Below are 14,497 nucleotides of genomic sequence, written 5' to 3'. Positions count from 1 at the left end.
TCCTCCTAAGAAGCCATTTGCTGCGCTTCTTTTAATTGTACACTGACTAACTTCGTGACCCCTTTTTGCTGCATGGTCGCCCCATAAAGCAAATCACAGTGGGCCATCGTTCCCTCACGGTGGGTGACGACAATAAACTGTGTGCGATCGGCAAAAGTCTGCAGGTATTTTGCAAAACGTTCGACGTTCGCCATATCTAAAGCGGCTTCCACCTCATCAAGAATACAAAGCGGTACTGGGCGTACGCTGATAATCGCAAATAAACAGCTTAAAGCGATCAAGGCATTTTCGCCCCCCGAGAACGAGTGCAGCTTGGCGGCTTTCCCTGGCGGCTGCGCTTCAATATCAATACCAGTTTCTAAAATATCATCTGGATTGGTATAATGCAGCGCCGCATGCCCGCCGCCAAAAAGCGTTCTGAAGACATTATTGAATTCTTTATTAATAGCTTCAAACGTTTTCGTAAAACGATCCACCATAATATGATCCATGTCCTCAATAGCCGTTAATAACTTATCCTGCGCCGCTTTTAACTCCTGGCGATTTTTCGTCAGTTCTTCATAACGCGCAGACACTTCTTCATACTGGGCGATCGCTTCCGTATTCACACTTCCTAAGGAAGCGATACGGTTACGCAGCTCTTTGACTTGTCTTGTCGAAGCGTCTAAATCAATGTCTGGATCCGCTAACGTTTTCGCATGTTCAAAAGTCATCATATACGTATCATTAAGACGCATCAGATAGTTCTGAATTTCTGTTTCATGTTTCGTTTTCGCAATCTTATTTTCCGTTAACGCTTTTTCATAACGACGATTGTCGCTGCGCATCGTCTTCAATTCATTTTCTAAAGCTTCTTTCTCATTGACATAAGACATTCTAAGCGTACGTTTCGCCTGAATTTCTTCACTCAGTTCATCACGCCGTTTCTTTTGCGCATTCAATTCATCAAGCAGACTGTGATCCTCAACCACATCATCGACGAGATCTTCATGATCTTTCGCCGCGGCTTCATAATCTGATTTTGCCATTGTTAGCTCATTCTTCTTGTTCGTGACAACGACTTCCAGCTTGGCAAAACTCATCTGTTTTTGCATAAAGAGTGAAGACAATTCTCTGCCCTCATTTTCTGCGTGATTTAAGGCTATGCGTTTTTCATTATACGCTTTCTCATCCTTTTTGATCGCTTTTTCTAAACGTTCAAGCGCTTCTTTCTGGGCAAAGGCATTATTTTTCTTACTCATGCTCCCACCCGTTAAAGAACCGCCAACATTCACGACGTCACCTTCTAAGGTGACAATCCGATAACGCGCATAAAGCAGCGATGATAACTGCGACGCATGATCGAGGTTATCGGCAAGAATAATATTGCCTAATAAATTTTCCACAATCGGAGTGATTTTCTCATCATAGCTGACAAAGCGACTCATTAAGCCTAAACAGCCTGCCGCCTGCTCACAAATGAGAGCATGATCTTCCCGCACTTTTCTTGGCTGCATTTTTTCTAATGGCATAAAGGTCGCCCGGCCGGCATGATTTTTACGCAAAAAGGCAATCGCCCTTTTCGCATCATCTTCACTAGCTGTCACAATATTTTGAACACTGCCGCCAAGGGCTGTCGCTAAAGCCATTTCATAGCCTTTTTGCGCCGTCAGTAAATCACTGACTGTTCCTAAGATCCCGCTTAAGGAATCCTTCGCTTTTAAAATGGAACGAACCCCATAACCATAATTGGATTTATTTTCAATTTGATCGACTAACTGCGTTTTCTCACTGCGCTTTTTATGGATTTCAAAGTTCAGATTCTCAATTTCATGACGTAACACTTCCTGAGCCTGCGCATTTTGACTTTGCTGAGCAGAGAGCTGCTCTTTTTCCGCCTTCACTTCCTGATACCGTTCCACGCGATCATTATATTCCCGCAGGGCATCTTTTAAGATTCCTTTGAGCGAAGCGATCTTCGCTTTCAGATCTTCCTGATTATTTGAAGATGCCGCCTGTTTACGCGAAGCATCGATCGTCGCTTTCTGGGCTTCTAAGTCACTGACATTTTTCATGACCGTGAATAACTCATTTTGTAAATTATTCACATCCTGATCTAAGTGAAACATCTTTTTAGAAAGTTCTTCACTCTGATTTTCTTTGATCAGGATATTGCCATCATTGACTGTTTTCTCCTGATCGCTTGTTTTGATCTGGTCATCTAAAGTTTTTAACTGCGTCGAAAGATTTTCAATCACCTTGACTAAGACAGAAACTTCCACTTCTTCGAGCTGTTTCTGATAAGCCAAATAGGTTTCCGCTTTCTCCTTCTGACGTTTTAATGGTCCCACCTGTTTTTCTAACTCCACAACGATATCATCGACACGTTCAAGATTATTGGTGGTCCTTTCTAACTTGGCAACCGATTCTCGTTTCCGAGCTTTATATTTTGCGACCCCCGCCGCTTCTTCAAAAAGCGGACGGCGTTCTTCGGGTTTTTGCGCCACAAAATCATTGATATTATTCTGCGAAATAATGGAGAGTGTATCTTTTCCTAAACCCGTATCCATAATGAGTGTCGTAATATCTTTTAAACGACAAGGCTGTCTGTTGATATAATACTCCGCTTCATTATTGATACGATAAAGACGTCTGGTGATTTCCACTTCATTGGCATCATAATCAAGATAATGATCCTCATTATCAAAAACGAGGGTCACTTCCGCTAAATTCTGAGCTTTACGATCCTCGCTTCCGGAAAAGATAACATCACTCATGTTATCCCCACGCAGCGCTTTGGCACTCTTTTCACCTAATACCCAGCGAATGGCATCGGTAATATTGGATTTTCCACAGCCGTTTGGGCCAACGATCCCCGTAACGCCAGGGGTAAATTCAATGACGCTTTTGTCCGCAAATGATTTAAACCCATGTAATTCAACTCTTTTCAGATACATGGTATGATCCTTTCTATTTATTTAAAAACAACCTGACCATTTTCAAAATGATCAATAATCGCTAATGATTCCAAATGGATCCCTTGACTGACAATCTTATCATGTCCTTCCTGGAAACCTTTTTCAATGACGATCCCCACGCCTTCAACATGCGCCTGCGCCTGCTTACAAATTTCTAACATCCCGCCGACAGCTGCCCCGTTAGCGAGGAAATCATCGATGATTAAAATATGATCTTCTGGTCCTAAATAAGCTTTCGCACACTGCGCGGTATAATCATTATTTTTCGTAAAGGAATGGACCTTCGCCTTATAAGCATGAGGATCCATAATTTTAGAATTGGCTTTTTTCACAAAGACCACCGGACAGTCATGAAAATAACGGGCTGTCATCACCGCTAAAGCGATCCCGCTAGATTCGATGGTCAAGATCTTATTAATTCGTTCCTTTTGAAAACGACGGGCAAATTCCTTGCCGATTTCATCAAATAAGGCAACATCGATCTGATGATTCAGAAATGAATCCACTTTTAAAATATCCGGCATAATAACACGCCCGTCACGTAAAATTCGTTCTTTTAAAACTTTCATGCTTATTCCTTCTTTTCATTAAATCTTGGTGCTAAACGTTTCACATAAAGCGGCATCTTCACACTGAAGATCGAGCCGACATCTTCCTGGCTCTGCACATCTAAAGTAAAGCCATGCAAAGAAATGATCCGAGCCACAATCGCTAAGCCTAAGCCATTGCCTTCAATGGCCCTTGATTTATCATCACGATAGAAACGCTCAAAGATATGTGAAATGGTCTCCTTGCTCATGCCGATGCCCGTATCCTGAATATTGACAATGACATTACTGCCTGATTTTTTCACTTCCACGGTGATCACACCATGTTCTTTAGTATATTTGATGGCATTATTGATAAGATTGGTCCAAACCTGTTCCATTCGCGATTCATCCGCTTCCACCATCAGATCCCCGCGCGGCTTGATAAATTCAATCTCAATATCCTTTAATAACGCAGAATAATCCTGCGTTTCAATGACCCGGTTCAATTGGGCAATCAAGGAATAAGAACTCTTATCAAGTTTGGTATCATCGCCCTCTAGCGTCGCTAACTGTAACATGTTTTTCGATAATGTAGAAAGACGCTTAGAATTACTTAAAATAATTTCTGCATATTTCTTACGCTGATCATCTGGTAAATTCTCGGTCATCAGGATATTCGCAAAACCGCCAATGGCCGTTAGCGGCGTCTGGAACTCATGGGAGACATCACTAATAAACTGCTGACGGGTTTCTTCCTGCTTTGCAAGCTGAATGGCCATCTGATTAAAGGCATTATTTAATTTTGCAATCTCATCATCGCCAGCATAATTGACGCGGACATTGTAATTGCCTTTACCCAGTTCATTCGTTGCTTTGGTTAACTCTGAAATAGGTTTGACAATAAAATCAGAAACAACCAAGAAGATTAAAGACCCGGCAATAAAAAGAATAATCCCCGCTAAAATATAGCTGGTCAGATATGTCTTTTGGGTATCGCTAGAGTCCTTTTGCACACAAATAACATAAACTCGATTATTGATATTAAAAGATTTCGCATAAGCAATCTTCGTTCCCACCATATTCGTAATCGACTTACCAACATGGCTTTGCAAATAGGAAACCTGTTTTTCACTCAATTTCACATTGCGATCAAAATGTCCATAAGACATTTTGAGACGATCAGAGCGTAAATCGAAGTTTAACTCTGACGTCTGCGAATAATCACTTAAAATCTTATACAGATCATCTTTTGAAATGCGTTCAACTAAATCCGAGATATGTTCGCTGGATTTTCCCAGTTCGCCAGAGGCGAGCGTGGTCGTGTCCGCTTTGCTTTGGTGAAAAGCGAACATCCCGGTGATCATAAAACTGATTACAATAGTGGCTACAAAGCCTAAAAACAGTTTGCCATAGACGGATTTGATCACTTGTCATCAACCTCAATCTTATAGCCAAGGCCACGTACCGTTACCACTTTAAAGCCTGGCAAATGCCCTAAATTTTCACGAATACGCTTAATATGGACATCGACTGTGCGGTCAAAGCCTTCATAGTCCATCCCCCAGATCTTTTCAATCAGCTGTTCACGGGTAAAGATCTGATTAGGATTTTTCGCTAATTCAAAAGCCAGCTCAAACTGTTTTAAGGGCAGATGAATCGTTTCATCTTTATAACGCACTTCATATTTATCACCATCAAAGACGACATCACCTAATTTGACAATATTTGAGGCATTAACGTTATAACGCTTTAAAATGACACGAATACGCGCTAACAGTTCTTCTGGATCAAAAGGCTTTGTGACATAGTCATCGATTCCTAAAGAAAAGCCTCTCAGTTTATCTTTTGACTGGGCTTTCGCCGTTAACATAATCACTGGAAATTCACGATACTGGTGCATCGCTTCGACAAGCTCAAAGCCATCCATCCCCGGCATCATGACATCTACAATGGCTAAATCTATATACTGGTTTTCAACAACTGCGATCGCTTCTTCACCACCGCTTGCTTCAATACATTCAAAACCTTCTTTTTCTAAATAAAAGCGGACTAATGCACGAATGTCTGCTTCATCATCGACAATCATTATTTTCGATTTCAAAAAAACACCCCCTTATTTAATAATTATATCATAGATATGGTCTTTGTCCCTATAAAACAAGCGAAAAAAGGATGAAATTACTCATCCTTCTGATAAGAAGCAGCCGCTTCTCCTAATGCTTTAATTAATGCTGGCAGCTCTTCAAAGCTGCTTAATGTAGCCCCGCTCGCTAATGCGTGCCCGCCACCATGAAAAGCGCTGGCGATCGTATTAATGGGCACTTCACGAGAACGGATAGAAACCCGAACATTATGATCCTTGGTATTTTCTGTAACGGCTACCCAAATGGCAAACTCTTCAATATTAGCGAGCGTATTGACATAGTTTGACCCTTCTTCACGACTGATTTGTAAAGTTTGTAAATCTTCATCTTTTAAGATGTAATAAGCGACCTTATTTTCTACCTGATAGTTGTTTAAGATAAATTTTGTCACCTGTAAATCACGTTCTGGTCGTAAATATAAACGTTTATATAACGCTTCTATATCAACGCCATGTTTAAGCAGTGTGCTCGCTGCTTGAAAGGTACGTTCATCGGTATTGCGATAAAGGAATCGGTTAGAATCTCCAACAATCCCTAAATACAGACAGCTGGCAGCTTCTTTAGAAAGGGTGTAATCATCCTCGACACTTTGATATAAGCTGGTAATCACCTGGGCGCAGGAAGAGGCTTTTTCATCCACAATATTGAGATCACCATACTGATCGACAATCAGATGATGATCGATCTTAATCTTTTCAAAAGCTAATGAGAGATCCCCATCAATGCGTTCACGATTGGCGGTATCAACGATGATTGCTAAGCTCTTTTCCTCATCAGGAACGTCCTTTTCTTCATAAGGATATAACTTCTTGGTGGGCGAAGAGAAATCTCCCATCGCCACAATATGCTTATCAGGAAAATTCTCTTTTAAAAAGAGTGTTAAACCAAACTGTGAGCCAAAAGCATCTAAATCCGGATTGACATGTCGATAAACGAGAATTTGTTTATAAGCTTTGACTTTTTCTAATATTTCTTTCATTTTTATCACCGCCATCATCATACCACAAAACCCTTAGGAAAGCAGGTGGAAATGATGAAGCGCTGTGACAACGCCATCTTCATCAACGCTGTCAGTCACATAATCAGCGATTTCTTTGACAGCCTCTTCACCATTGCCCATCGCAACCGCATAGGCGACATGCTTTAACATCGCCACATCATTCCCGCCATCACCAAAAGCCATTGTTTCGCTTAAATCAATATCATAATACTTTAAGAACTGATCAATGCCATTTTGTTTGGTGCCGCCAAGGGGAGAAATATCGGTAAAGAGCGGATGCCAGCGTCCTGACGTGCAGTTTTTCATTTTCGCAAGCAGCTGCTTTTCCTTTTTCTCATCAATAAAACACATACATTGATAAACTTTTTCGTCTAAAACGTGCGAAACATCTCCGGCCGGCTGATTGTCATTATGAGTGATTGCATGAATCGCATCAACGCGCTGATCACGATAGTTAAAGACTTTCCCATTTTTCATTGTAAAGCCACATGGGAACGGCTCTTTTTTGAGTTCATCTAATAAAATAGCCAGTTCATTACGAGCAATAAAGTTTTCATAAATAATTCTCTCTTGCGTAAAACAAAACTGACCATTTAAAGTGATATAACCATCAAAAGGAATATCCTTAATCACTGCTAAACCATCTTTCCCCCGGCCCGTTGCCACAAAGATTTTGATGCCTTGTTTTTGTAATTTTTTTAAAGCCGTCACGACACATGAAGAAACCTTGTGAGTTTTGAAGCTCACAAGGGTTCCATCAATGTCAAAGAAGACGGCTTTAATGGATGGTGTATCCATAGGTATGCCCCCTTATCGAATATTTAATAATCTCACCGTATCACGAGCAATCATGACTTCTTCATTTGTTGGAATGACATAAACTTCAATCTTTGAGAATTCATTTGAAATCAGATGATTGCCATCTACGCGGCGGTTGTTTTCTTCTTCGTCTAAGAAAACTGATAAAGCGCGCGAACAGTTATCGATGATCAGTCGTCTTAAGTAAGCCGCATTTTCACCAACCCCAGCGGTGAAGGCAATCGCATCGCAGCCGCCAAGTTCAGTATAGTATGCACCAATGTATTTAGAAACAATGCGCGCATAAAGTAAAGAGGTTTTTAACGCGCGATCAATCTGTTCAGGTGTTGATTTGCCATCTTTATTGAATAACGCATTTTCAATATCACGCGAATCAGAAGAAATGCCAGAGACACCTTTCATCCCTGATTCATGGTTGTAGATATCTAAGATTTCATCTGGTGTTTTATTCAGTTTCTTACATAAGTAAGGCATGATTGAAGGATCGACGCTGCCGCAGCGGCCGCCCATCATAACCCCGGCTAATGGCGTAAAGCCCATTGAGGTATCGACGCATTTGCCATCCTGAACAGCAGATAAAGAAGCTCCGTTGCCTAAATGACAGACAATGACACGCGAATGTTTTGGATTGCCCAATAATTGAATAAGCTGCTCAGAAACATATTTATGAGAAGTCCCATGAGCCCCGTATTTACGCACTTTTAAATCAGTATAATATTCATATGGTAAAGGATAAAGATAACGTTCTTCATCCATACTCTGGTGGAATGCGGTATCAAAAGTGAAGACTTCCCCGGCGTTAGGTAAAGCTTCCTTGAATGCACGATAACCAACTAAATGAGCTGGGTTATGTAATGGTGCTAATTCTGCAAGTTCTTCTACTTTTGCAACGACATCATCATCAACGATGGCACTATCATTAAAGTAAGGACCACCTTGGACAATACGATGTCCCACTGCACTGATTTCACTTAACTGATTAACGATATGTAATGAGACCAGTGCTTCAAGTAATAAGTCAACCGCTACTTTATGATCTGGTACCGGCTGTTCCATCACTTTCTTTTCTCCATTATATTTAATTGTAAAGCTGCCCATCTCCTGACCAATTCTTTCGACAACCCCTGAAGTAATAACGGTTTCTTCAGGCATTTCAAAAAGCTGGAATTTTAAAGATGAACTTCCGGCATTGACTGCCATAACTTTTGCCATATTTGTATCCTCCTAAGTTTAATTCCTGTTACCTTAAAAATTTACCACTTTTTAGGTTATTTTGGAAGCCTTTTCAGATGAATATTTATATATTAAAAAGCAGGTTCCCCTGCTTCTCATTAAAATAAGTCTAATTCATCGTCATTTTTATAGTTTTCATCGATGACAATTGTTTCACGATTTTTAATACAATCCGCAACCTGAGAGGCGAAATCCCAATTCTTTTCATACTCTTCACAGCGATAAATCTTTGGTTTCGTCGCTGGATTATGCGGCGTGAAAATAGTACAGCAATCCTCAAACGGACGAATAGAAATATCATAAGTGCCAATCTTTTCCGCAATCTTAATAATTTCTAACTTGTCTAAGCAAGCGACGGGACGAATGACCGGCGTTGTAATGACGGCATTGATCGTATTCATTGAATCTAAAGTCTGACTCGCTACCTGACCAATCGACTCCCCATTGACGATCGCTTTGGCACCAATTTCCTGGGCTAAGCCTTCCGCAATGCGATACATCATCCGACGCATGACCGTCATCGCATAAGATTCATCGCAGTGATCATAAACCGATAACTGTAATTTGGTAAATGGGATAATATGCACGGTCATTTTGCCATGAGTATAGTGACGTAACACATTGACCAAATCTAACACTTTTTCACGTGCTAAATCATTTGTATAAGGTGGTGATGCATAGTGGATCATCTCTAAGTCTACACCACGTTTCATTGTCAAGTACGCCGCCACCGGTGAATCGATACCGCCCGAAAGCATTAATAAAGCCTTTCCGCCGATGCCGACGGGATAACCGCCAGCTCCCATGACGACATTATCCATAACATAAGCATAGTCCTTACGGAATTCCACTTTCACTAAAATTTCCGGATGATGCACATCAACCTTTAAATCTTTATCAGTATGGTGGAAAACATAACCCGCAATCGCTTTGTTCATTTCAATCGAGGTCATTGGGAAGGACTTATCATTACGTTTGGTTTCAATTTTAAAAGTCTTCCCCGCATCCTGATTAATAATCTGGGCTGCCACTTCTTTAACAGCTTCTAAATCATGTTCCACTTTGTAACAAAGGGAGAACGAATGAATCCCAAAAACTGTTTTCAGTTTTTCTGCTACCGCCTGCGGATCTTCGCCATTTAGTAAAATAAAGATATGATCGTATGTTAATTCATACGTTAACTTATCAAATGGCTTTAAAATTTCTTTGGTGTTTTTTAATAATTTACGTGTAAATGTTTTTCTGTTTTTCCCTTTGGTCGTTAATTCACCAAAGCGGACAATAATATGATTTGCTTGCATTATCTTTGTTTCTTTACCCTTTCTAATGATTGATCAAGCGCCTTTAAGAAGGTTACACATTCTTCTTTGGTCGTTACGTGTGCAAAAGAAATACGCAGCGCGCTTTTAGCGACTTCTTCATCTAAATGCATGGCGGCTAAAGTATGGGAAATCTCCGTTTTCTTAGACGTACAGGCCGAGCGTGTAGAAATATAAATACCGCTGCTTTCCAAGTCATGAACAATGACTTCTGGTTTATAATGCGGCACAGAAATATTTAAAATAAAGGGTGAAGCATCTTCACTAGAGTTAATGACAATACCATCACGTTTATGTAATTCTTCACGCATAAAAGCATTTAATGAAGCAACATATTGGTAATGTTCCTCTTGTTTTTCTAAAGCGAGGCGCATCGTCTTAGCGAGAACAATATAAGTGGCCGCATTTGAAGTCCCGCCGCGTAAACCAAATTCCTGCTGACCGCCATTAATTAATGGAACAATCGTCGTATGATGATTTTTATAAAGCAGACCGCTGCCTTTTAAACCAAAGATCTTATGGGCACTAAAAGTTGCTAAATCACATAAGCTTAAATCAATAGGCAGTTTGCCTAACGCCTGCACACAGTCCACATGATATTTGGTTTTCGGATTTTTCTCATGAATAATCTGGCTGATTTTCTTAATCGGATTGATCGTTCCCACTTCATTATTAACATACATCGTCGAAACGAGAATCGTATCCTCACGCATTTTATCTTTTAATTCCTCTAAGTTGAGATGGCCTTTTTCATCCACACCAATATAATCCACGTCAAAGCCAAAGACTTCTTCTAACTGTTTGAACGTATTCATCACTGATGAATGTTCGACCGCCGTCGTAATAATATGTTTTCCACGGTTCATATACTGAAAGCAGACGCCTTTAATAGCGGTATTATTCGCTTCAGAAGCGCAGGATGTAAAAATCAATTCATCCGGACGCACTTTTAATAACGAAGCGATATGACTGCGAGCATTGTCTAATAGTCCGCTGACTTCATAACCTAAGCTATAGGCACTATCACTATTGGCAAAATATTTTTCTAAAATCTTTTCGTAGGTGAGACGAATCTCATCACTCAAAGGGGTGGTTGCAACATAATCTAAATAAATCATTTTACCCTCCTGGTCACACCTATTTTACACTATTTCTCCATTTCTACAAGCAAAAAGGATGTCATTGACAACATCCTTCTAGGCGCTAGCACGCGCTTCTGATTTTTTGATCATCTTTTCGTAAGACCCCGGCTGGATCTTTTCAATCATATCGACCGCCACCGCTAAAGCTTTGGTATATTCACCATTTCTAAAAAGCACTTCGGCTTTGGTCAATTCAGTATTGACTTCTAAGTAAGTAGAACGGTAACGGTTGCCAAAGACAATCGCTTCTTCAACCATCTCCGCGGTAATAATCAGGTTATGCACATTGTCATAGAGCTTATAAATGACATCACGTGCCCCATCGACCTTCTTCGATAATTCTTCTAAATTTACTGGTGCCTTTGCTTTATAGGCTTTGATCTCTCTGGCTTTTTCATAAGAGTCGGCAATGTAATCTTTATAAGATTCATTAATCATTGGTAAATGATTGTTTTTAATTTCTGATTTGATTTCTAATAAGACAATGTTGATGTTTTCAATTTCATCATTAGCGCGTTTCTCAATAGCATAGAGATTGTCACGACCTTTGATGAAATCAATAATATGCTGCTTATGGGAAGTGACAATGCGAATCATCGCTTCGACATTTTCTAACATATCAGTATAAGCGAATTCCCCGGAATCCAGCTTATTTTTTAAATCCGCATATTCATCGAGGATCAGCTTAAAGTCATCATAATCACGTACTAAAGTCATCTTCTCTTCATCGATGACAAATTTCTGTTTTAAGACCTGATAGTCTTCGTAACATTCATCATATTCAACACGCGTTTTATCAACAATCGTGGTAATCTTGCTCCACTGTTCCTTAAATTTCTTATAAGATTCCTTTTCTTTCGTTAAATCAACAGCTAACGATTCAATATGATCCGTTAATGATTCTAGTTTAGCACCGGCCTCATTAATTTGGACGCTCTTTACTAACGCAATCGATTCCTCTAATTCCTCTTCAATCGTCGCGAAGCGATCATCCGCTTCTAACGCTTCAAGCGCATAAGCATCTTCATCAAGATCTTCAATCAGTTTCTTGACCTTGCCCACTTTTGAAGGCAGTAACTGCTTCACCACGGAAACATAAGAAGGTAAATCTTTCATGCTTTCACTTAAGGCATCAATCCGTCCTTCAATCTGCGAAGTGAAAGCTTTCGCATCATCAAAGAGCTGATTGTTCATCATCCCTTCAAGTTTCACAAAGTCTTCATCAATACTTTTGAAGATTTCATTGATTTCTGGAACAAAGCTTTCCACTTTGATACGAATGGCATCATACTGATTGGTCACAGTACGGTATTTTTCTTTCACGCGAATAATTTCAATTCGCTGAACGTTTTCAATTTCCGTGACTTTTTCAATTTTCTTAAGTAAGACCTGCGATTCCTTCTCGTAGCGATCTGTCATCACTCTTAACTTCGCCATCTTTTTATTAGCGCCGCGCAGCTTTCCATAAAATAGCTGCTCATCCACTTCATTGACCAAAGGATTTAATTCATTTTGCAGGAAGTCGACAATATGATCATAATCTTTGGCGAATTCCTGATATTCCGCCGCCACTTCTTTCATATTTTTCGCAATGCTTTGCACGCGTCCTAAGCGGTACTGGATCGGTAATGTTTTAATCCCATTAATGCGATTTTCAATATCGACAATTTCACTGCGACAAACCTTTAAACGCAACGAGCGATAAATAACGATCGCAATGATAAAGAGAACGAGAATCACCCCGATGATAATAAGGTTTCTCATACCCAAAAGGGCAATAAACTGATTTATATAAGATATGACTTGTTCCATATAAACATCCTTTCATTTACCCTGCTATTTTAGCATATATCCGGCCTAATTTCATTATCAAAAGAAGAGAATATGATGCATATAGGAAATCACCTCACACGAAGCAAAATTTCATCATAATAAGGCAATAAATGATTGACTTTTCAAAAATGTCACGTATAATATGGACTTGCAGTAAATGATAGCGGTACATAGCAGTTATGCAGCTACGTTTTCACCGTCGAGGGTGCAGAGTATTCCCGCAAAGAAATGCTTAATGAAAACATACGTATAACAAACTATGAGCTCTATTGTTTTATGCTAAAATAAAACAATATAGGAGGAACGTCAATGTCACGTTACACAGGTCCCGTTTGGAAGAAATCAAGAAGATTAGGTTTCTCTATCTTAGAAAACGGCAAAGAATTAAACAAGAGACCATATGCCCCAGGTATGCATGGTCAGAAGAGACACAAATCAACTGAATATGGTTTACAGTTAGCTGAAAAACAGAAAGTAAGAAATATGTACGGCGTAAACGAAAAACAGTTCCGTAACACTTACAACAAGGCTATGAAATTAGAAGGTGTCCAGGGTTATAACTTCTTATGCTTACTGGAATCACGTTTAGACAACGTTGTTTACAGAATGGGCTTCGCTTCTACAAGAAGACAGGCTAGACAGTTAGTTAACCATGGTCATATCTTATTAAATGGCAAGAAAACTGATATCCCTTCAGCACAGGTTAAACCTGGTGATGTCGTTGCTGTTAAGGAAAGATCTTTACAGTTAGACGTTATCAAAAACGCTTTAGAAGCTCAGGTTACAGTTCCTGGTTTCGTTGAAGTTGATGCTGATAAGAGATGTGGTAAATTAGTCAGATTACCAGAAAGATCTGAATTAAATCAGGAAATCAACGAACAGCTGATCGTCGAATACTACAACCGTCTTGGTTAATTCAAAAAAGCACTTTATGTGCTTTTTTTCTTTGCAAAGTATATTCCATCAAGTATAATAAAGGCCGAGGTGATTCTATGGCTGAGACAACTGACGTCATTGAAGAAGAACTTGAGGATCGCAAAATTTCCAAAGGGCTCATCTTCACGGCAATCGTACTATTTCCTTTAGTACCCTTCGCCCTCATTTATCTCAATCGCAAATTAAACAAATATGTCCGCGGGGCGTTAATGATCGCCTGGTTTATCGTATTAACCGCCACGTATCAGATTGCCTGCATGCGTGAAGGACCAGTCGTAAAATCTATTTCTACCCCTATTTCAACGATTACCTGTAAAGTTGGTACAACGAAAAAGATCGATTATACAATTTTACCTGATACCAAAAAGCTGAAGATCAAAGAGCTGAATTTTAAATCCAGTGATCGTTCGAAAGCAACCGTTGATAATCATGGGGTTGTAAAAACCACCGCACCAGGAAAAGTGACGATTACCTTAACGGTGATTGATAATCACTATACGCAGCGTATAAAAAAAATGAAAATGATGATTGTGGAGTAAACATCTCGAAAGAGATGTTTTTTCATATCGTTAAGTTATGGATGA

General features: G+C 39.8%; 12 protein-coding genes. 2 read left to right on the top strand and 10 right to left on the bottom strand.

What is annotated here, in order from left to right:
- Window positions 1-5: 5 nt before the first annotated feature.
- The 10 genes from SG0102_RS05230 to SG0102_RS05185 form a co-directional block, all read right to left on the bottom strand.
- A complete protein-coding gene (locus tag SG0102_RS05230; protein ID WP_125118985.1) occupies window positions 6-2,936 on the bottom strand; it encodes an AAA family ATPase in 2,931 nt (976 codons plus the stop codon).
- A gap of 17 nt (window positions 2,937-2,953) precedes the next feature.
- On the bottom strand, window positions 2,954-3,526 hold the full coding sequence (locus tag SG0102_RS05225) for a xanthine phosphoribosyltransferase (protein WP_125118984.1): 573 nt from the start codon (window positions 3,524-3,526) through the stop codon (window positions 2,954-2,956).
- Window positions 3,527-3,528: 2 nt separating this feature from the next.
- Window positions 3,529-4,914 (bottom strand): sensor histidine kinase, encoded by a 1,386-nt coding sequence (locus SG0102_RS05220; RefSeq protein WP_125118983.1) that lies wholly within the window; start codon window positions 4,912-4,914, stop codon window positions 3,529-3,531.
- Window positions 4,911-5,588 (bottom strand): response regulator transcription factor, encoded by a 678-nt coding sequence (locus tag SG0102_RS05215; protein ID WP_125118982.1) that lies wholly within the window; start codon window positions 5,586-5,588, stop codon window positions 4,911-4,913. The genes SG0102_RS05220 and SG0102_RS05215 overlap by 4 nt, the downstream gene beginning before the upstream one ends.
- A 77-nt stretch (window positions 5,589-5,665) precedes the next feature.
- The gene (locus tag SG0102_RS05210; RefSeq protein ID WP_125118981.1) at window positions 5,666-6,610 is read right to left on the bottom strand and encodes a DHH family phosphoesterase; all 945 of its coding nucleotides are present in this window, start codon (window positions 6,608-6,610) and stop codon (window positions 5,666-5,668) included.
- 33 nt (window positions 6,611-6,643) lie between these two features.
- On the bottom strand, window positions 6,644-7,429 hold the full coding sequence (locus tag SG0102_RS05205) for a Cof-type HAD-IIB family hydrolase (protein WP_125118980.1): 786 nt from the start codon (window positions 7,427-7,429) through the stop codon (window positions 6,644-6,646).
- 12 nt (window positions 7,430-7,441) lie between these two features.
- Entirely contained in the window at window positions 7,442-8,662 is a 1,221-nt protein-coding gene (locus SG0102_RS05200) for an acetate/propionate family kinase (protein WP_125118979.1), read from the bottom strand.
- A 119-nt stretch (window positions 8,663-8,781) separates the two neighbouring features.
- Window positions 8,782-9,984 carry a tRNA uracil 4-sulfurtransferase ThiI gene (gene thiI / locus SG0102_RS05195; RefSeq protein WP_125118978.1) on the bottom strand — a complete coding sequence of 401 codons (1,203 nt, stop codon included), beginning with the start codon at window positions 9,982-9,984 and terminating at the stop codon, window positions 8,782-8,784.
- The gene (locus SG0102_RS05190) at window positions 9,984-11,120 is read right to left on the bottom strand and encodes a cysteine desulfurase family protein (protein ID WP_125118977.1); all 1,137 of its coding nucleotides are present in this window, start codon (window positions 11,118-11,120) and stop codon (window positions 9,984-9,986) included. The genes thiI and SG0102_RS05190 overlap by 1 nt, the downstream gene beginning before the upstream one ends.
- A 78-nt stretch (window positions 11,121-11,198) precedes the next feature.
- A complete protein-coding gene (locus SG0102_RS05185) occupies window positions 11,199-12,956 on the bottom strand; it encodes a septation ring formation regulator EzrA (RefSeq protein ID WP_125118976.1) in 1,758 nt (585 codons plus the stop codon).
- Window positions 12,957-13,286: 330 nt separating this feature from the next.
- On the opposite strand from SG0102_RS05185, the gene rpsD reads away from it, so the two are divergent.
- Both rpsD and SG0102_RS05175 read left to right on the top strand, forming a co-directional pair.
- Complete coding sequence (gene rpsD / locus SG0102_RS05180; RefSeq protein ID WP_125118975.1) at window positions 13,287-13,892, top strand: 30S ribosomal protein S4; 606 nt, start codon at window positions 13,287-13,289, stop codon at window positions 13,890-13,892.
- 77 nt (window positions 13,893-13,969) lie between these two features.
- Entirely contained in the window at window positions 13,970-14,452 is a 483-nt protein-coding gene (locus SG0102_RS05175) for an Ig-like domain-containing protein (RefSeq protein ID WP_125118974.1), read from the top strand.
- The last annotated feature ends 45 nt before the right edge of the window (window positions 14,453-14,497 follow it).

Origin of the sequence: Intestinibaculum porci (genome assembly GCF_003925875.1) — a bacterium.
GTDB classification, from domain to species: Bacteria; Bacillota_I; Bacilli_A; order Erysipelotrichales; family Coprobacillaceae; genus Intestinibaculum; species Intestinibaculum porci.
Note: the sequence above shows the minus strand (reverse complement) of the source record. Positions and strands in the feature narration are given on the sequence as shown.